This is a genomic window from Pseudomonas sp. ASL4, assembly GCF_056680395.1.
Map to the genome: position 1 here is coordinate 1,694,299 of NZ_CM155280.1, position 18,871 is coordinate 1,713,169.

The following is an 18,871-nucleotide window of genomic DNA, read 5'->3' on the forward strand; positions in this document are numbered from 1 at the left end:
CCCACATTTGTTTTTGTGTTGTTTTTTAAATTGTCTGAAGCAGGAGGTTCCAGTTGTCCTCTCCCATCCCGGTCACGATCCTCAGCGGCTTCCTCGGCGCTGGTAAAACCACGCTGTTGCGCCACCTGCTCAAAGCCGAGCACGGGCTGAAAATCGCCGTGATCGAAAACGAATTCAGCGACGCTGGCATCGACACCCAATTATTGGGCGATGAGCCGGTGCAAGTGATGACGCTGTCCAACGGCTGCGTCTGCTGCACCATTCACACAGACCTGACCAAGGCCCTGTACCTGTTGCTCGAACGCCTGGACAGCGGTGAAATCGCTTTCGACCGACTGGTGATCGAATGCACCGGCCTGGCCGACCCAGCCCCGGTGGCGCAAACCTTCTTCATCGATGAAGACCTGCGCGAGCGCTACCTTCTCGACGGCATCATCACTTTGGTGGACGCCGCCCACGCTGACACTCACCTGACCCAGACCATCGCCCAGGCGCAGATCGGTTTCGCCGATCGCCTGCTGGTGAGTAAACGGGATTTGGTGGATGAGGCGACTTTCAACGCCCTCAGCGAACGCCTGACCCGCATCAACCGCCGTGCGCCGATTCGCGTCGTTGAGCACGGGAAGATCGACCTGGCCGAATTGCTCGACGTGCGCGGTTTCAATCTCAACGCGGATCTCGGGGGCGGTGTGAGCCTGCGGCCGGTGAGCAAGGCGCCGTCGATTGATCGGATTTCCAGCCTGGTACTGCGCACCGACAAGCCGCTGGATATCGACAAGCTCAGCGAGTTCATGAACGAACTGCTGGAAGACCATGGCAAGCAACTGCTGCGCTACAAGGGTGTGTTGAACATCGCTGGTGAGCCACGGCGGATGGTGTTTCAGGGTGTGCTGAAGTTGTACGGCTTCGATTGGGACACCGAATGGGCGGAGGGCGAGGCGCGGGAAAGCGTAATTGTGTTTATTGCCGATGATTTGCCGGAAGAGAAGATTCGTGCGGGGTTTGAGCGGGTTGCCGCAATCTGATGCATTGTCGGCGTCTGCTATGGCCCTATCGCGAGCAAGCTCGCTCCCACATTTGAAATGCATTCCCCTGTGGGAGCGAGCTTGCTCGCGATAGCGATTTAACCCGCGACACGATTTTTGATGAATGTCGGTTCCCGGTTCAGCAATGCCATTTCCAAATAATCCAGATGCCTGCTCAGCAACGTCTCAGCCTTCACAGCATCCCTACGCTCCACAGCTTCCAAAATCCCCTGATGCACCTGCCAAACGCAATAACCCTCCAAATCCCCATCAACTTGCGCAATCGCCAACGAAGTCAGCGGCACCAGGCTTCCCAGAAAATGCGCCAACGGTGCATTCCCCGCCATTTGAGCCAATTGCAAATGAAACTCCCCCGATAACCGGATTGCTGGAGCACGCGCGATACAGTGGCGCTCGCTGTCGATCAACGTACCCAGACGTTTCAAATCTTGCGGACGGGGTTGCTGGCAGGCCAGTCGCACCAGCGTGATTTCGGTCAACCGCCGTGCATGCAACATCTGCCGGGTTTGTTCGCTGTCGAGCGCTGCAACCCGGGGCCGATGATTCGCCCGAAGGACAACGATTTGCTCATGGGACAGTCGAGTCAACACGCCACGAATCTCACTGCGCCTGGCGTTGAACATCTGCGCCAGGCTTTCCTCGGTAAAGCGACTGTCGGCATCAATGCGTTGTTCGAGAATGGCGTCGAAGACCCGCGAATAGAGATCGTCCACCCGGTGAGGAAAGGGCAGGGCGGTGAGTGTTTGCGCTGAGGCGAAGCTGTTCATGGCCAGTCTCCAGTTCGAAGAGGTTCAACTGCCGAGGTTGTCGTCCGGGATATTCAGTTCAATGCCCATGCGCTGACCTTCCCGAAGGATGTGCCGACGCATTTCGGCGCTGGCCTGGGCGCTGTTCTTGCTGCGGATCGCCCGCACCACGGCTTCGTTTTCTTCAAGGCGTTCGGCCAAATGCTCTGGCGAGTTGCGCAGCACTTCGGCACTTTGCTTGAGAGCGTTGCTGGTCTGTTGCACCACACTCTGGAAGATCGGGTTCGAGGTCAGGGTGAACAATTCTTCGTGGAACGCGATGTAGGCGCTGACCCCGGCTTCACTGTCGTTGGCCTCCAGGGCTTCGCGCATGTCCATCAGGGTCAGGCGCAGTTGCCCGACTTCCTTGCTGCTGATCGATTGCGCCACCAGGCCGACGATGAACGGTTCGAGCGTGTAGCGCAGTTGCAGCACGTCCTCCAGGCTTGCGCCGGCCACTGCGCTGTCGTGGCTTTGGCTGTCGCTGAGATTGGCTTCCAGCACCACTACGCCTTTACCCGGCATGGAGCGCACCAGCCCGAGGGTTTCCAGCACGATCACCGCTTCGCGCAGGCTCGGGCGGCTGATGCCCAGTTGTTCGGCCAGTTCGCGCTGGCCCGGCAACATGTCGCCGGAGCGCCACTGGCCACGGGCCAGAGCGGCCCGAAGTTTTTCTACTACTGAGGTTACGACGGTCGATGTGGTGATCACTGTTCGCTCCATGAGCCTCTAAAACGTTTGATAACCGTGCCTGCCCGTAGGCAGGCACTGCGATTATTCAGAATTCTTGTTGATGGGGCGGGACGACCGGTTTTCTCGGCTGGAAGGTATAACCCACCTGACCGGAAAGCACTTTGTTTGCCCGTTGGATATCGATGTCCTTTTCCCAGCGAGCAATGGCCACGGTGGCGACGCAGTTGCCGATCAGGTTGGTCAGCGCCCGGCCGATGCCCATGAACCAGTCCACCGCCAGCACCAGCACCAGACCGACCACCGGAATGGCCGGGATCGCGGTCAATGTGGCGGCGAGAATCACCAGCGCCGAACCGGGGATGCCGTGGGCACCTTTGGAGGTAATCAACGACACCAGCAGAATCGTCAGCAGGTCGGTCATGGCCAGCGGCGTGCCGGTGGCGTTGGCGATGAAGACGATGGCCAGGGTCAGGTAGATCGAGAAACCGTCGAGGTTAAAGGAGTAACCGGTTGGAATCACCAGCCCGACCGTCGAGCTGCCGATGCCCAGGTGCTCAAGCTTGCGCATGATCTGCGGCAGCACGGCATCGGAAGAGGCGGTGCCCATGACAATCAACAATTCTTCACGCAGGTACTTGAGCAGCGGCCACATCCGCAGGCCGGAAAGGCGCATCACCAGGCCGAGAATCAGCGACACGAACGCGGCGCAGGTCAGGTAAAACAAGCCGACAAGGCTGCCCAAGTGTTGCAGCGAATCCAGGCCATATTTGCTGGTAGTGAAGGCGATGGCGCCGAACACGCCGATCGGCGCCAGACGCACGATCATGCCCATGATGCGGAAGATCACGTGGCTGAGTTCGTTGATCAGCCGGGAAATACCCGAGGCCGCTTCGCCGACCAGGTTCAGGGCGCTGCCGAACAGCACCGAGAACAGCAGGACCTGGAGGATGTTGTTGTCGGCAAAAGCACCGATCACCGACGTCGGGATCAGGTCCATCAGGAATTGCGTGGTGGTGTGCATCTGCTGGCCACGCTGGGCGATGTCGCCCATGTCGGCGGCGGAAAGTTGTTCCAGATGAATGTTCGCGCCGCTGCCGATGCCGGTACTGAAAGCGAACAGCAGGCCAATCAGCAGGGCGATGGTGGTCAGCACTTCAAAGTAGATGACCGACTTGAGACCGATGCGCCCGACCTTCTTCAGATCGCCCGCACCGCTGATGCCGCTGACCACCACGCAGAACACGATCAGGCCAATGAGCATCTTGATCAGTTTGATAAAACCGTCGCCCAGCGGTTTGAGCTGTGCGGAGTATTCGGGAAGGGTCAGCCCACAGATGATGCCGAGCACCAGTCCGAGAACCACTTGGAGGAAGATTGAACGCGAGCACCATCTGAGCATGAGAGGAATCCTGGTCGGTGTCCTGGCTGCCAACGCTTGAGCGCATCAGATTCAGGACTTAATTATTGTGGTCTTACCGGTATGTCCAGTGCAGGCGCAGTCTACGCTCGGTTTTTTCCAGATGACAAGTAAAAAGAGTGAAATCGGCATGACCGGTCTGACCAGCGGCCAGCGCCGCTTAGGAGCTGCCGAAGGCTGCGATCTTTTGATCTTTCTACAGGCGAAAAAAAACCGGCCATCACTGACCGGTTTTTTTACAGCTGCGATTTAGCGGTGCAATTAAGCGCCGTATACCGGCAGTTTCTTGCAGATGGTCTTGACCTTCTCACGAACGGCGTCGATCACCGCTTCGTTGTTCAGGTCAGCCAGGATGTCGCAGATCCAGCCGGCCAGCTCTTTGCACTCTGCTTCCTTGAAGCCGCGAGTGGTCACAGCCGGAGTACCGAAACGCAGACCGGAGGTCACGAACGGGGAGCGTGGATCGTTTGGCACGGAGTTCTTGTTCACGGTGATGAAAGCCTTGCCCAGAGCGGCATCGGCGTCTTTACCGGAGATTTCCTGCTTGATCAGCGACAGCAGGAACAGGTGGTTTTCAGTACCGCCCGAGACCACGTCGAAACCGCGCTCGATGAACACGCCGGCCATGGCCTTGGCGTTCTTCACCACTTGTTGCTGGTAGGTCTTGAACTCAGGCTGCAGTGCTTCTTTGAAGCAGATCGCTTTAGCGGCGATCACGTGCTCCAGCGGGCCACCCTGGGCGCCCGGGAATACCGCGGAGTTCAGCTTTTTCTCGATGTCGGCGTTGGCGCGAGCCAGGATCAGGCCGCCACGTGGACCGCGCAGGGTCTTGTGCGTGGTGGTGGTCACGACGTCAGCGAAAGGCACCGGGTTCGGATAGACGCCAGCGGCGACCAGACCGGCCACGTGGGCCATGTCGACGAACAGGTAGGCGCCAACCTTGTCAGCGATTTCGCGGAAACGTGGGAAATCCAGAATCTGCGAGTAAGCAGAGAAACCGGCCACGATCATTTTTGGCTTGTGCTCAACAGCCAGGCGCTCGACTTCGTCGTAGTCGATCAGGCCGTTGGCATCGATACCGTACTGAACGGCGTTGTACAGCTTGCCGGAGGACGAAACGCTGGCACCGTGGGTCAGGTGACCGCCGTGGGCCAGGCTCATGCCCAGGATGGTGTCGCCGGCTTGCAGCAGGGCCAGGTAAACGGCGCTGTTGGCTTGGGAGCCAGCGTGCGGCTGAACGTTGGCGTAATCAGCGCCGAACAGTTCTTTTGCACGGTCGATGGCCAGTTGCTCAACCACGTCGACGAACTCGCAACCACCGTAGTAGCGCTTGCCTGGGTAGCCTTCGGCGTACTTGTTGGTCAGTACCGAGCCTTGAGCTTCCATCACCGCAGGGCTGGTGTAGTTTTCCGAAGCGATCAGCTCAATATGTTCTTCCTGGCGCTGAGCTTCTTGCTCCATGGCGGCAAAGAGATCGGCGTCGTACTTGGCAATAGTCAAATCACGGCTGAACATGGCGGTCCTCAAGGATCGGGGCAGAAAAGGGGGGCATTCTAACCCATCAGGTTTTAGATGGCATATGAAAGGACATCATGTCGCAGACAAGTGGCGTTCATGACGGGATCAGCGGTGATTGTGCTGGCCTGTGGCGAGGGAGCTTGCCCCCGTTGGGTCGCGAAGCGGCCCCGGCATTTCCCCGGTCAAACTGTGCAAACAGGTTTTGCGACTGCTTCGCAGCCGAACGGGGGCAAGCCCCCTCGCCACAACGGCCCTCAATCAATCGAACATGAACAGCGCATCATTGCTGAACTGCGCCTCAAACCGGCTCGCCGGCATCGGCCGCCCAAACAGATACCCTTGAACCTCATCGCACCCATGCTCACGCAAGAAGTCGAGTTGCTCGTGGGTTTCCACGCCCTCGGCGATCACTGCCAGGTTCAGGCTGTGGGCCATGGCGATGATCGCCCGGGCAATCTGCGCATCCTGCTCGCCCGACGGCAGGCCGTCGACGAAGGTGCGGTCGATTTTCAGCACGTCGATCGGGAATTGCTTGAGGTAGTTGAGCGATGAATAACCGGTGCCGAAGTCATCGACCGCGATGCTCAAGCCAAGGTTTTTCAGCCCGGCGAGAATCTGCATCGCCTCGCTGACTTCGCGCATCAGGATACTTTCGGTCAGTTCCAGCTCCAGGCACGCCGGCGGCAGGCCGGTTTCCTTGAGGATGTTGGCGATCCGCGTGCCGAGCTGACCATCGGAGAACTGCCGTGCCGAGATGTTCACCGAGACTTTCGGTACTCGTACCTTGGCCTGATGCCAGGTCTTGAGCTGGCGACAGGCCTCGCTGATCACCCAGTCGCCGACATCCACCACCAGGCCAAGCTCTTCGAGCACTGGAATGAAATCCCCCGGCGGCACCAGCCCGCGACGCGGATGGCGCCAGCGCAGCAGGGCTTCGGCGCCGGTCAGGCGTTTGCCGTCGCCGCTGAACTGCGGCTGGTAATACAGCACGAATTCGTCCTGCTCCAGGGCATGACGCAGATCGCTTTCCAGTTCCAGGCGTTCGAGGGCGCTGGCGTTCATGTCCGCTTGATAGAACTGGAAGTTGTTCTTGCCGCGCTCCTTGGCGTGGTACATCGCGGTGTCGGCGTTCTTCATTAACTGACTGAGTTCATTGCCGTCCTGCGGGCTCAGGGCAATACCGATACTGGCGGTGACGAAGAACTCGCGACCTTCCAGCACAAACGGTTTCACCAGGCTGGCGAGAATCTGTTCAGCCACATGAATGGCCCGGTTCAGCGCCACTTCACGGTTGATGCGCGGTTGCAGCAGCAAGGTGAACTCATCACCGCCCATTCGCGCCACGGTGTCGTCATCGTCGACGCAACCGAGCAGGCGCGTGGCCATCTCCTTGAGCATGCGGTCGCCGGCGGCGTGGCCCAGGGAGTCGTTGATCGGTTTGAAGCGGTCGAGGTCGAGGAACATCAGCACCACCCACGACTTCTGCCGCTCGGCCGATTGCAGCGCGGTGTGCAGGCGATCCTGGAACAGCGTGCGGTTGGGCAGGTGGGTCAGGGCGTCGTAATAGGCCAGGCGATGAATCCGCTGTTCGCTGGCCTTGCGCTCGCTGATGTCGCTGAAGAAGCACACGTAGCTGGCCAGGTCGCCTTCGTCGTCGAGCACCGCCGTAATGCCTACCCACGCCGGGTAATGTTCGCCATTGCGGCGTTTGAGCCAGACTTCGCCTTCCCAGGTGCTGTGCTGATGCAGTTGCTTGAGCACATAACGCAGGTGGGCTTCTTGTTGATCGTCGACGGTCAACATGTTCGGCAACTGGTCGAGGACCTGCGACACCGCATAACCGCTGACGCGACTGAACGCCTCGTTGGCCTGGACGATGTAACCGGCCGGGTCGGTGATCAGGATCGCCGAGGTCGAATGTTCGAATACCGTGGCCGCCATGCGCAGGTCTTTCTCGGCACGACGCTGCTGGCTGATGTCACGACCGACCCCGAGCACACCTTCGAACGCACCGTGTTCATCCCAGACCAGCACCAATCGCAGCTCGATCGGGATCTTGCGCCCGTCGGCCCGCAGGCAGTCGAACAGGAACAACTGGGTCTTCACCTGACTGCGCAACAACGTCAGTTGATCAGGTTTATCCAGGGCTTTGCTGACCCGGTCCATCAGGCTATAGATGCCGGTCAGTTGTTGCGGGTTGGCGATGGTCGATTGCCAGCCGTTCTGGAAAATCCAGTCGACGTCATAGCCGAGCACCGCTTGCACCGACGGGCTGACGTAATTGAGCGACAGCTTGTTGTCGGTGGAGAAAATCACATCACTGATGCTTTCGGCGAGCATGCGGTAGCGCTGCTCGCTGTCGCGCAAGGATTCGCTGGCCTCGATCTGCTCGGTGATGTCCTTGGCCACGCCGATGATCCGCGTGACCTGATCGTTTCTATCCCGAGCGAGAGCTTGTTCGCGAATGTCGAAACGCCGCCAATTACCGTTGCGATGACGGAAGCGCAGTTGGCATTGCAGCAACTGCGAGTAACCGGCGTGGCGCTGGGTCTGGCGTGATCGGTGGTAATAATCGGCATCTTCGGGGTGCAGGAGGATTTCCCAGAAGTACTCACCCATCTGGTGCAGTTCGGTCCGGTTGTAGCCCAGCGTCTGACCCAGGTGGTGGTTACTGAAGATCATCCGCTGGCTGATCACGTCCTGCACGTACAGGTGATCCGGTACGGTGCGCACGACATCGGACCAGAAGCCTTCACGCTCCAGCAGCGAGAGCTCGACGAGCTTGCGACTGGTGATGTCATTGATGCTCAGAATCACTGCTTTGTAGTCGTGCTGCTCTTCCGGCAGGCGCAGAACCAGCCACAAGTGCTGGTCGCGGCCGTTGGTGTCCTGGAGTTTGATTTCCAGTTCGAGTTGTTTCTGCTGGTTGTGTACCGCCTCGATCACTTGGTTACCGATAGCGGTGCAGTCCTGCGGACAACCATCGATCAGCAGTTTCCAGGCCTGCTCGCAAGAATTGACATTAAGCAGTTGCAGAGCGACCTGGTTGACCTCGGTGATGCGCAACTCTTGTAGCAGTTGCTGGCGCTGTTCCGGGACGTCGAGCCAGGTCTTCAGTTGTTCGCTGCTGCTGATTTGGGTCTTGTCGAAAAAGTTTTTCAGCCCGGACAGATCGAGCACGCAAAGCGCCACGCCGGTGCCATCGAAAATATCCTGATAGCGCCGGCGCCCCTCATGCAGCTGACGCTGACGACGACGCATGCTCAACAGCGCGATAAACGGTAGCAGTGAGAAAGCCAGGCCCAGCAGGCATTTACCGATGAACGCCGGCAGCAGTTGTTCGAGCACCTGTTGGCGGTCGAACAACCCGCGCAGTTGCCAGTCACTGCTGCTCAGCGGCACGGCTAGCACGCTGTTGGCCAGATCATCGTCGCTCAGTGCGCCCGGTTTGGCGGAGGGCAGCGCTTCGTCGCGACTGATGATTTGATGATTGATGCGGTTCTCTACCAGCCATAGCGGCCGGATGCCGGCTTCGCCCTGTTTGGTCAGCGAGGAGAAAAACGTCGGCGTCAGGCGCAAGGCCCAATAACCGCGACTGCTGCCGCTGGCTTGATGCAGCAGCAAGTGCACCACCGAGCCATCGTCAGCGTTGCTGAAATAGTGGGCTTGCGAACGGCTGCGGCGTACCAGATCGCTGAGGTAATCGGCGTCCTGGCTGTCGGTGGCGCTGTCGCTGAGAATTTTGCCGGACGGGCTCAGTAGCGCCAGACTGCGCAGGTCGGGTAGCGATTGCTGCACTTTGCGCAGCAATGCCTGCTGTTCGTCGGCTGATTGCGGTTGCTCGATGATCGGTAGCAGATTGAGCGCGATCTGCGCGTTCAGCGCCATGTTCAGGCTGACTTGGGAGGCGAGGTCGGCGGTGTAGTCGATGGTGTACTGGCGCTGGTTTTTCTGGGTTTGCGTAAGCTGATCCAGCAACTGCCAGAGCAGCAGCGCGAGCAGCAACAGCACGAGTGTCGCCAGCGCGCCCTTCAGGGTTCCGCGCAGGGGGGAGCCGAGCGCGGCAGCCGGTGCACGGGTAGAAAGAGGCGGCGTGACATTAGACAAACTGAAATCCTGCGGTTTGGCTGGATTGGCGCGACGTGCACTATAAGCCGGACGCCCGGAGGGCGGCTAGCATGCCTTGTGTTGTGGCTAAGTGCCAGCCCCTCGCGGCTGGACTGCCTTTCATCATTCAGGTAGCTTTGCCGGTTACGCGGGAGCGTTCCAGCTCCTAGACTCAGGCTTTTTCAGCGCGCACGCCTCGATACCCATCTGGCGGACGACGCGCACAGCCTGGCCCGGGCATCGCCTGCGCTCTGATCATTCATCTGTCACTGACCCAAGGTTCTCCATGGCTCAATACGTCTTCACCATGCATCGGCTGGGCAAAGTTGTTCCGCCGAAGCGGGAAATCCTGAAAAACATTTCGCTGTCGTTCTTCCCCGGCGCCAAAATCGGCGTACTCGGCCTCAACGGTTCGGGTAAGTCCACGCTGTTGAAAATCATGGCCGGCGTTGATACCGAATTCGAGGGCGAAGCCCGTCCAATGCCGGACCTGAACATCGGCTACCTGCCGCAAGAGCCGATCCTGGATCCGACCAAGACCGTGCGTGAAGTGGTCGAGGAAGCGGTCAGCGTAATCAAGAACGCTCAGGCGCGCCTGGACGAGGTCTACGCGGCTTACGCTGAAGAAGATGCCGACTTCGACAAACTGGCCGCCGAACAGGCCAAGCTCGAAGCCATCCTGCAAGCCAGCGACGGTCACAACCTGGATCGCCAACTGGAAGTCGCCGCCGATGCGCTGCGTCTGCCGGCATGGGATGCCAAGGTCGAATTCCTGTCCGGTGGTGAAAAGCGTCGTGTGGCCCTGTGCCGCCTGCTGCTGTCTGCCCCTGACATGCTGCTGCTCGACGAACCAACCAACCACTTGGACGCCGATTCCGTCGCCTGGCTGGAACACTTCCTGCACGACTTCCCGGGCACCGTGGTAGCGATCACGCACGACCGTTACTTCCTGGACAACGTCGCTGGCTGGATTCTCGAACTCGACCGCGGCGCCGGTATCCCGTACGAGGGCAACTATTCGGGTTGGCTTGAAGCCAAGTCCAATCGTCTGGCTGCCGAATCCAAGCAGCAGTCGGCCCATGAAAAAGCCATGAAGGAAGAACTGGAGTGGGTGCGCCAAGGCGCCAAGGCCCGCCAGTCCAAATCCAAGGCTCGTCTGCAACGCTTCGAAGAAATGCAATCGCAGGAATTCCAGAAGCGCAGCGAAACCAACGAGATCTACATCCCGGCCGGTCCGCGCCTGGGTGACAAGGTCATCGAGTTCAAGAACGTCAGCAAGGGCTACGGCGATCGCGTGTTGATCGACAACCTGTCGTTCTCCATGCCTAAAGGCGCCATCGTTGGCGTGATCGGCGGTAACGGTGCTGGTAAGTCGACCCTGTTCCGCATGCTGATGGGCAAGGAAACGCCGGATTCGGGCACCATCGAAGTCGGCGAAACCGTGCAACTGGCCTGCGTCGATCAGAGTCGCGAAGACCTGGACGGCAGCAAGACTGTGTTCCAGCAAATCTCCGACGGTTCCGACCAGATCCGCATCGGCAACTACGAGATTCCGTCGCGTACCTACGTCGGTCGCTTCAACTTCAAGGGCGGCGATCAGCAGAAGTTCGTCAAGGACCTGTCCGGTGGTGAGCGCGGTCGCTTGCACCTGGCCCTGACCCTGAAAGAGGGCGGCAACGTCCTGCTGCTCGACGAACCGTCCAACGACCTCGACGTTGAAACCCTGCGTTCCCTGGAAGAAGCCCTGCTGGACTTCCCGGGCGCCGCCATTGTGATCTCTCACGATCGGTGGTTCCTTGACCGCGTCGCGACTCACATCCTGGCGTACGAAGACGACTCGCAAGCCATCTTCTTCGAAGGTAACTACACCGAGTACGAAGCTGATCGCAAGAAGCGTCTCGGCGAAGCGGCTGCCCAGCCGCACCGTGTACGGCACAAGAAACTGGCCTGATATCGGGTTGGTTGCATGAAAAACGGAGCCTTCAGGGGCTCCGTTTTTTTATGGTTTTTCAGTAAGACCGAGGTGCGGGCTTGCTCGCGAAGGCGTCCTCACAATCACCCGACTTCTATGCCCAAAACCTCAATCAACAAATCCCCCGCCGGCCGCTTCCACAGCACTTCATCCCCGACCTGCGCACTCAGCAACGCCCGCCCCAACGGCGATCCCCAATTGATCAGTCCGCTGCCAGCATCTGCCTGATCCTCGCCCACCAACTGCACACGCTGCTCGTTGCCTTGTTCATCAGCAAACGTCACCCAAGCGCCAATCTGCACTTTGTCGGTGGAGGAGGCCGCAACGACAACCTGGGCGCTTTGCAGGCGTTGATTAAAATACCGCCAGTCACGCTCAAGGTCGGCCTGGCGCTGTTTATCGGCCAGTTCGCCCTTTGCACTCTGTTCATCGAGCAGGTTTTGTACCTCGGCGAGTTTCACCTGAAGCAGGGCCAGCCCTGCCGGGGTGACGTAGTTGGGCTGCGCGCTGACCTGCCGTTCCACTGGCTGGTCGGCTTGCGCGGCGGCGTTATCTTCATTGACGAAGGCACGGCTCATGGTTTTCTCCCGTTATAGGGTTTGGGCCATGCTCGCAGGGTTTTAGTTTCGACGAATGTCTGCCAGCGACCTATTGCGAGCGAAAGGCTCGCGCGGCGTCCTGATCTTTCTGCTGCTGCCAGGCTCTTTCGCGCTCATCCCAATAGTGGCTGCGGTAGTCCTCGCGATCCTTGTTTTCCAGCATCGCCTGGCACTGGCGGAAGCCATCGCTCCAGCCGTCGGCGTACTGCTTGTCCTTGAGGTAGCGCGGCACGTTTTTACGGAATTCACCGGTCATCGCCCCGCCAGCCTGACGGCCACTGACGCAACCGTCATCGAAGCCATCGGCGAATGCCGGCGGGTAACCCTTGGCGATCAGCTCTTCATGAGTCGACTGGCAACCCGCGCACAACAGCAACACCCCAAGCACACCTACACAACGCCACATTTCAGACTCCCGGCCTTTCGACGGCCTATACAGAGAAGTCTAGAAGTCGATTCGTCAGACGTTTGTGAAAGGGCTGTGATTAATCCGTTGGCGTCGCCGCCAGGCGGGCATGTTCGGACAGCTCCTGTTCGATGAACGCGGCGATCATGGCGCGGTAAACCTGTTCGGTGACTTCGGGATTCGCGCCTGTGGCTTCGGCCAATGCCCGAACCTTGACGATGACCTGCTCGACCCTGGCGGGTGCTTTTACCGCGTCGCTGTCTTTCTTGAAGCGAGCGGCTTGCGCCACGTAGGCGCCGCGCTCGGCCAGTAGCGTGACGATCTGGCCATCCAGCCGATCAATGTTTTGGCGAACGTCTTCGAGGGAATTGCAGGTAACAGCCATGTTGGTTGAGCTCCATATGGGAATGTTCAGAATCAAAAGATCGCAGCCTTCGGCAGCTCCTACAGGTGTACGCGATCAAATGTAGGCGCTGCCGAAGGCTGCGATCTTTTGATCTAGTAGTGATACCACTTCACCTCAAGCATCACTTCATTTTCGGGCGAGGCGAGGTGGCTGAATTCGCGCTGGGCGCTCAGGCGCAGACCCAGGTTGCGCGACAATTCCCACTGCTGATTCAGACTCAGGCTACGGCGCACTTCGCCGTTGGTGAAGAAATCACCCTTGGTTTCCAGGCTGAAATTACCCAGCGGGTTCTTCCACAACACGCCGCTGTTGAAGCCGGCCGCCGGGGCGACAAACCCGGCGAAGTCGTTGTTGTGTTCGATGCGCACGGTGCCCAGCGCAAAACCGAGCACGTCTTGACCCAGTTGCCAGGTGCCGCCGGCGCCGCCATTGACGTGGCTGACCAGGGTTTCATCGTCATGTTTGCCCGGCACGCGTTCCAGGCCGCCAGTGACCTGCCACGACAGCGGCTGCAACAGCTCGTTGCGCGGCGTCAGTGAGCGAATAGTCGCCAGATCCAGTTGCTGCAATTGCCAGTGATTGCCTTCGTACTGGCGCAGTTTCATTTGCAGGATTTCAATTTGCGCGCCCAGCGGAAAGCTCTCGGCGTTGTCGTTGAGGTCGTGATAGGCCATGCGCAAACCGTATTCGCCGAACGCCTTGTCGCCCCGGGTGCCGAGGCCAGCCTGCCAGGTGCGGGACTCATGGCCGTCCTCGGGCAGGCCGGGGCGTGGGATGTCCAGTTCCGGTGCCGGGTTCTGGTTGATCGCCCGCAGCAGTTCGAAACTGCGCTGCGAACGTTCAGGGTCGCGCTCCTGGCCGTTGGCGCGGTAGCGTTCCAAGCGGTAAGCCGCATCGATGATCAGCGCTTGGCGTTCGCGCGGTTGAGCCTTGAATGCGGGTGCCTGCAATTGCTTCTGATCGGCGCTGACTTTTAGCACCCATTGCTGTTCTTCAGGATTCAACGGCTCGGCGCGGCTCAGCAATTCTCTTTCGCGTGACGGACGATATTGAATGGACTCCACCAAACCGGCTTCTTTCACCGCTTTGACGGTATCGGTCGGGATTGCAGTCAGTGGGAATTGTTCGGTCAACCGCAAGCTCGGCCGCGCCACTTGCAACAGTTCCAGCAGGCGATAGGAGCAGTTTTCGTCGAAGAAGAAATAGTCGAACTGGATCTGCTTCAGCTCCCAGACGTGCTCGACCATGCGCTCGGTTTCTTCCTGGGTCAGGTTCAGCCGGTATTCCCACAGGTCGCGGTTCTCCAGGCTGCGGTATTCCGAGAGTTTTTCCTGATAAGGCACCAGCGCAAACAAACCGGGATAGCCGCCCATCAAGCCCTTCCAGGCATAGAGGATGCTGTTGTCCGAACCTTCGATGTAGGCGCCGAAGTTGATCGCGTAACTGAGCAGGGCGGTGTGGTCGCTTTGCACGTCAGCCTGGTCGATGCGCAGCAAGGTGTGGCCAAACATCGAGGACGGACTGTTGAGGTAAGCCGCCGGGAAAATCATCACCGTGCTATGGGGCGCGACGTCCTTGAACCATTGCTTGAATTCAGTGCAGTCCAGCGTCGGTAGGTCGGTCAGGTTGAGCTGTGCCTTGAGCCAGCGAGTCCGGGCCGGGTAGACGCATTGGGCGTGCTTTTCACCGGCAGTGGCCGGGGCGTAGAGCGCCTGGACCGTCGCCGCCAGTTCGCGGTCCGGGTGTTCGTTACCGTCGGGGGCGAGGAAGAACTTCTTGTCGCTGACATAGCTGCGCCAGCCACCGAGCTTGGCGGTTTCGTAATGGCCCAGGGAAATCCAGAAAGGGTCATTGGCCAGTTGCTGCAAACGTTGATCGTCGATGTGTGGCGCGGCGGACAGCGGGGCGCAGACACAGAGCGCCAGCCAGGCAAGGCGTTTGAGCATAGTGGGCAACTTAAGTCGAAAGAAACAAAGACCCAAAGAGGGCTAGGTCCAAAAAACAAAAGCCGCTCCCCGAAAGGAGCGGTCGGGTCGAGCTTAAGCTTGAGTCGCGTACTTGGCCAGACGCGGATCGTTCTTCAGAACGGCCAGGGTGTTGGTATGCACGTCGTCAGCGGTCACGTCAGCCTTGCTGAAGATTTGCTGGAAATGCTCGTGAGTCACGGCGGCGAAGTGCGCACGGTCTTCCGGCGCCACGCCCAGTACCACGGCATAAGTGGTCAGCGCTTCGCCCTGACCTTTAGCCATGTCTTCGGACAGCTCGTTCATCATGCCATTCATGGCAAACCAGGATTTGCCGCCATAGGTCAGCGACGCATTGGTGGCGCAACCGTTGGTACCGGACGTCATACCGAACGTCGCGTTACCGGAGGTGCCGTTGGTGGTGGATGCCAGGAAATGCGCCGGGGTGCCACGCTGCCCTTCGAACAGCATGTTGCCCCAACCGCAATCCGGGCCGCCTGGCGCCTGAGCCATGGCGTTGAGGGATACGACGGTGAAGAGAGTACCGAGAAGAATCCGTTTCATAGCTGAGTTCTCTTTGTGTGCATACCAATGGACAAGGGGTTCTGGCGTCATCTCGACGTCAGTGGGCCGGTTATTTAGTTCCAGCCGCGCAGTTTGGAGTTTAGGCACGATCCAGGGGTTCCGTGATTTTTTGCAAATCATTCCCCGCGAACATTGATTTGCGCCCGCCCCGCTTGGGAATGGCGAGTTGTCTATGCTTTGGCTTGAGGCGCGCCTTGCCAGTCGGGTATGGCAGCGCCAGAATGCCGCTATCTGCCCCGCCTGATGTAAGGAAGCCCGATGCCTGATCCTGTTGCTGCCAGCTTGCGTCTAGCGCCCGAAGCGCTGACCCGTCCGTTTTCCGCTGAACAGTTCAGCTTCTCTACCACCAATGATCTGGAGCCCTTCCGCGGTGTACTCGGCCAGGAACGTGCGGTCGAAGCCTTGCAGTTCGGTGTGGCCATGCCACGCCCCGGTTACAACGTATTCGTCATGGGCGAGCCCGGTACTGGCCGGTTCTCGTTCGTCAAACGCTACCTGAAGGCCGAAGGCAAGCGCCTGCAGACTCCGGCGGACTGGGTCTACGTCAATAATTTCGATGAGCCGCGCGAACCCCGCGCCCTGGAATTGCCATCGGGCACTGCCGGTGCTTTCATCGGTGATATCAACGGCTTGATCGACAACCTGCTGGCGACCTTTCCGGCGGTCTTCGAGCACCCGTCTTACCAGCAGAAGAAAAGCGCGATCGACCGCGCTTTCAACCAGCGCTACGACCGTGCCCTGGACGTGATCGAGCGCCTGGCGCTGGAGAAGGAAGTCGCGCTTTACCGCGACAGCACCAACATCGCTTTCACCCCGATGAGCGAAGGCAAGGCACTGGATGAAGCCGAATTCGCCCAGTTGCCGGAAGTCGATCGCGAGCGTTTCCACGTCGATATTTCGTGGCTGGAAGAGCGCCTCAATGAAGAGCTCGCCAGCCTGCCGCAATGGAAGCGCGAGTCGAGCAATCAACTGCGCCAGCTCAACGAAGAAACCATCACCCTGGCCTTGCAGCCTATGCTGTCGCCGTTGTCGGAGAAATACGCCGAGAACGCCGCGGTGTGCGGTTACCTGCAAGCCATGCAGGTTTACCTGCTGAAAACCGTGGTCGAGCAACTGGTGGACGACAGCAAGACTGATGCCGTCGCCCGAAAACTGCTGGAAGAGCAATACGCCCCGAGCCTGGTGGTTGGTCATTCCTCCAGCGGCGGCGCACCGGTGGTGTTCGAACCGCATCCGACCTACGAAAACCTGTTCGGCCGTATCGAATACAGCACCGATCAAGGCGCGCTCTACACCACCTATCGCCAGTTGCGCCCGGGTGCCTTGCATCGCGCCAATGGCGGTTTCCTGATTCTTGAAGCGGAAAAAATGCTCAGCGAGCCGTTCGTGTGGGATGCGCTCAAGCGCGCCCTGCAATCGCGCAAGCTGAAAATGGAATCGCCGCTGGGTGAGCTGGGTCGCCTGGCCACCGTGACCCTGACCCCGCAACACATTCCGTTGCAGGTCAAAGTCATCATCATCGGCGCCCGGCAGCTCTACTACACGCTGCAGGACCTCGATCCGGACTTCCAGGAGATGTTCCGCGTCCTGGTGGACTTCGACGAAGACATCCCGATGGTCGATGAGAGCCTGGAGCAGTTTGCCCAGTTGCTGAAAACCCGTACCTCCGAAGAAGGCATGGCGCCGTTAACCGCGGATGCGGTGGCGCGTCTGGCGACCTACAGCGCTCGCCTGGCGGAACACCAGGGGCGTTTGTCGGCGCGTATCGGCGATCTGTTCCAACTGGTCAGCGAGGCGGATTTCATCCGTGACCTGGCGGGTGACGACATGACCGACGCCGGTCATATCGAACGTGCGCTAAAGGCCAAGGCGACCCGCACCGGGCGCGTCTCGGCGCGGATTCTCGACGACATGCTGGCGGGGATCATCCTGATCGACACCACTGGCGCGGCGGTTGGCAAGTGCAACGGGCTGACAGTGCTGGAGGTCGGTGATTCGGCGTTCGGTGTGCCGGCGCGGATTTCTGCCACGGTGTATCCCGGGGGCAGCGGCATTGTCGACATCGAGCGCGAGGTCAACCTTGGCCAGCCGATTCACTCCAAGGGTGTGATGATTCTGACCGGGTATCTGGGCAGTCGTTACGCCCAGGAATTCCCGCTGGCGATTTCTGCGAGCATCGCGCTGGAGCAATCCTACGGCTACGTCGATGGCGACAGTGCGTCGCTGGGCGAGGCGTGCACGCTGATCTCGGCTTTGTCGAAAACCCCGCTCAAACAGTGCTTTGCCATCACCGGTTCGATTAACCAGTTCGGTGAAGTTCAGGCGGTCGGCGGGGTCAACGAGAAGATCGAAGGCTTCTTCCGCCTCTGCGAAGCTCGCGGGCTGACGGGTGAGCAAGGGGCGATCATTCCGCAGGCCAACGTGGCGACGCTGATGCTCGACGAGAAAGTGCTGTCGGCGGTGCGGGCGGGGCAGTTCCATGTCTACGCCGTGCGTCAGGCTGACGAGGCGCTGAGCCTGTTGGTGGGCGAGCCGGCCGGCGCGCCGGATGCCGATGGCCAGTTCCCTGAAGGCAGCGTCAACGCGCGGGTGGTGGAGCGCTTGCGGGTGATCGCGGAAATGATCAGCGAGGAAGACCTCAAAGAGGCCGAGAAGGAAATCGCGCTGGAGGCGTTGGCCGAAACAAAACCAGCGTGACCCTCCAGGACCGTTCCCACTCGCGTGGGAACGATCTCGACATAGATCCCCTGTAGGTGCGAGGCTTGCCCGCGAAGGCCGCGACGCGGTTTACCTGAATGACCGCGTTATCGTTCTTCGCGGGCAAGCCTCGCTCCTACGGTGGGTTGGTGATTTGCCGAAGAAGTGCCATCAGTCTGGCGTCAATATTCACACAATGACCATTCGGCGCCTTCTGGTTTCGCTTTGCTTGCAAAGCGAACTTTTCCTCTATTCTCAGCTCAAGGATAAGGACAGTAATCACTGGATCGAAACAGCCTTCCCATGGGGGCTGAATACCGGATCTACCGAGGGTCGCCGCCATGTCGCGCAACCTCTGCCTCACCCGTCAATGCCTGGGTCTTGTGACCCGTATCGAGTGCGCCATCCGCCCATTGGCGGGAGATACGGGTATGTGGACCTTACTCTTCGCCGCCGGAATGGCCGGCGAACAGCCATCAGCCATCAAGGCCCAAGGCCCGTTCCATGGCCCATTCGTGGCTGAATCCATCCTCGACACCATCGTTGAAAGCCTGACGCTACATGGCTACGAGCTGGCCGATGACCCACAAATCTGGTGCCTGCACCTGCAAGCCCAGTTGCGGGAAATCAACGGCGGCCGTTGTCGCAGCCTGGGCGGCTTCGACCATTGAGTGCG

Annotated in this window: 15 protein-coding genes; 5 read left to right on the plus strand and 10 right to left on the minus strand. The window is 59.6% G+C overall.

From position 1 onward, the window contains the following. The first annotated feature begins 53 nt into the window (after positions 1-53). A complete protein-coding gene (gene yjiA / locus AC1MEW_RS07665; RefSeq protein ID WP_201198087.1) occupies positions 54-1,025 on the plus strand; it encodes a GTPase in 972 nt (323 codons plus the stop codon). Between the two features lie 98 nt (positions 1,026-1,123). Here the strand turns inward: yjiA and AC1MEW_RS07670 are convergent, their stop codons facing one another. From AC1MEW_RS07670 to AC1MEW_RS07680, 3 genes are all read right to left on the minus strand, one after another. Then, a complete protein-coding gene (locus AC1MEW_RS07670; protein ID WP_201256696.1) occupies positions 1,124-1,813 on the minus strand; it encodes a GntR family transcriptional regulator in 690 nt (229 codons plus the stop codon). A gap of 24 nt (positions 1,814-1,837) precedes the next feature. Then, a complete protein-coding gene (locus tag AC1MEW_RS07675; RefSeq protein WP_201256697.1) occupies positions 1,838-2,542 on the minus strand; it encodes a FadR/GntR family transcriptional regulator in 705 nt (234 codons plus the stop codon). A gap of 67 nt (positions 2,543-2,609) precedes the next feature. Continuing rightward, on the minus strand, positions 2,610-3,923 hold the full coding sequence (locus tag AC1MEW_RS07680) for a C4-dicarboxylate transporter DctA (RefSeq protein ID WP_201198085.1): 1,314 nt from the start codon (positions 3,921-3,923) through the stop codon (positions 2,610-2,612). Positions 3,924-4,071: 148 nt separating this feature from the next. On the opposite strand from AC1MEW_RS07680, the gene AC1MEW_RS07685 reads away from it, so the two are divergent. Further along, complete coding sequence (locus tag AC1MEW_RS07685; protein WP_480425924.1) at positions 4,072-4,194, plus strand: hypothetical protein; 123 nt, start codon at positions 4,072-4,074, stop codon at positions 4,192-4,194. A gap of 8 nt (positions 4,195-4,202) precedes the next feature. Here AC1MEW_RS07685 and glyA read toward each other — a convergent pair whose 3' ends face one another. Together glyA and AC1MEW_RS07695 are read right to left on the minus strand one after the other, a co-directional pair. Beyond that, positions 4,203-5,456 carry a serine hydroxymethyltransferase gene (glyA, locus tag AC1MEW_RS07690; RefSeq protein WP_123509173.1) on the minus strand — a complete coding sequence of 418 codons (1,254 nt, stop codon included), beginning with the start codon at positions 5,454-5,456 and terminating at the stop codon, positions 4,203-4,205. A gap of 261 nt (positions 5,457-5,717) precedes the next feature. Next, on the minus strand, positions 5,718-9,566 hold the full coding sequence (locus tag AC1MEW_RS07695) for a sensor domain-containing protein (RefSeq protein WP_201256698.1): 3,849 nt from the start codon (positions 9,564-9,566) through the stop codon (positions 5,718-5,720). A gap of 286 nt (positions 9,567-9,852) precedes the next feature. Here AC1MEW_RS07695 and ettA point away from each other — a divergent pair, with 286 nt between their 5' ends. Next, complete coding sequence (gene ettA, locus AC1MEW_RS07700; RefSeq protein ID WP_201198083.1) at positions 9,853-11,517, plus strand: energy-dependent translational throttle protein EttA; 1,665 nt, start codon at positions 9,853-9,855, stop codon at positions 11,515-11,517. A 104-nt stretch (positions 11,518-11,621) separates the two neighbouring features. Here ettA and AC1MEW_RS07705 read toward each other — a convergent pair whose 3' ends face one another. The 5 genes from AC1MEW_RS07705 to AC1MEW_RS07725 form a co-directional block, all read right to left on the minus strand. Then, a complete protein-coding gene (locus AC1MEW_RS07705) occupies positions 11,622-12,116 on the minus strand; it encodes a GreA/GreB family elongation factor (RefSeq protein WP_201256699.1) in 495 nt (164 codons plus the stop codon). 70 nt (positions 12,117-12,186) lie between these two features. Then, positions 12,187-12,543 (minus strand): hypothetical protein, encoded by a 357-nt coding sequence (locus tag AC1MEW_RS07710; RefSeq protein ID WP_201256700.1) that lies wholly within the window; start codon positions 12,541-12,543, stop codon positions 12,187-12,189. Between the two features lie 79 nt (positions 12,544-12,622). Further along, the gene (locus tag AC1MEW_RS07715; protein WP_322269700.1) at positions 12,623-12,928 is read right to left on the minus strand and encodes a chorismate mutase; all 306 of its coding nucleotides are present in this window, start codon (positions 12,926-12,928) and stop codon (positions 12,623-12,625) included. 113 nt (positions 12,929-13,041) lie between these two features. Then, a complete protein-coding gene (locus AC1MEW_RS07720) occupies positions 13,042-14,895 on the minus strand; it encodes an Lnb N-terminal periplasmic domain-containing protein (protein ID WP_323570239.1) in 1,854 nt (617 codons plus the stop codon). A gap of 93 nt (positions 14,896-14,988) precedes the next feature. Beyond that, a complete protein-coding gene (locus AC1MEW_RS07725; RefSeq protein ID WP_201198079.1) occupies positions 14,989-15,477 on the minus strand; it encodes a DUF3015 domain-containing protein in 489 nt (162 codons plus the stop codon). 279 nt (positions 15,478-15,756) lie between these two features. On the opposite strand from AC1MEW_RS07725, the gene AC1MEW_RS07730 reads away from it, so the two are divergent. Continuing rightward, entirely contained in the window at positions 15,757-18,195 is a 2,439-nt protein-coding gene (locus AC1MEW_RS07730; protein WP_322269698.1) for a Lon protease family protein, read from the plus strand. A gap of 341 nt (positions 18,196-18,536) precedes the next feature. Beyond that, positions 18,537-18,866: a PA4575 family protein gene (locus tag AC1MEW_RS07735; protein ID WP_201194570.1), complete on the plus strand. Its 330-nt coding sequence runs from the start codon at positions 18,537-18,539 to the stop codon at positions 18,864-18,866. Positions 18,867-18,871: the final 5 nt, after the last annotated feature.

What these genes read in the sequence shown, in the direction of transcription:
- AC1MEW_RS07710 (WP_201256700.1), bottom strand. Translation starts at nt 12,543, where the DNA reads ATGTGGCGTTGTGTAGGTGTGCTTGGGGTGTTGCTGTTGTGCGCGGGT.
- AC1MEW_RS07720 (WP_323570239.1), bottom strand. Translation starts at nt 14,895, where the DNA reads ATGCTCAAACGCCTTGCCTGGCTGGCGCTCTGTGTCTGCGCCCCGCTG.
- AC1MEW_RS07705 (WP_201256699.1), bottom strand. Translation starts at nt 12,116, where the DNA reads ATGAGCCGTGCCTTCGTCAATGAAGATAACGCCGCCGCGCAAGCCGAC.
- ettA (WP_201198083.1), top strand. Translation starts at nt 9,853, where the DNA reads ATGGCTCAATACGTCTTCACCATGCATCGGCTGGGCAAAGTTGTTCCG.
- AC1MEW_RS07735 (WP_201194570.1), top strand. Translation starts at nt 18,537, where the DNA reads ATGTCGCGCAACCTCTGCCTCACCCGTCAATGCCTGGGTCTTGTGACC.
- AC1MEW_RS07715 (WP_322269700.1), bottom strand. Translation starts at nt 12,928, where the DNA reads ATGGCTGTTACCTGCAATTCCCTCGAAGACGTTCGCCAAAACATTGAT.
- AC1MEW_RS07685 (WP_480425924.1), top strand. Translation starts at nt 4,072, where the DNA reads ATGACCGGTCTGACCAGCGGCCAGCGCCGCTTAGGAGCTGCCGAAGGC.
- AC1MEW_RS07670 (WP_201256696.1), bottom strand. Translation starts at nt 1,813, where the DNA reads ATGAACAGCTTCGCCTCAGCGCAAACACTCACCGCCCTGCCCTTTCCT.
- glyA (WP_123509173.1), bottom strand. Translation starts at nt 5,456, where the DNA reads ATGTTCAGCCGTGATTTGACTATTGCCAAGTACGACGCCGATCTCTTT.
- AC1MEW_RS07730 (WP_322269698.1), top strand. Translation starts at nt 15,757, where the DNA reads ATGCCTGATCCTGTTGCTGCCAGCTTGCGTCTAGCGCCCGAAGCGCTG.
- AC1MEW_RS07725 (WP_201198079.1), bottom strand. Translation starts at nt 15,477, where the DNA reads ATGAAACGGATTCTTCTCGGTACTCTCTTCACCGTCGTATCCCTCAAC.
- AC1MEW_RS07680 (WP_201198085.1), bottom strand. Translation starts at nt 3,923, where the DNA reads ATGCTCAGATGGTGCTCGCGTTCAATCTTCCTCCAAGTGGTTCTCGGA.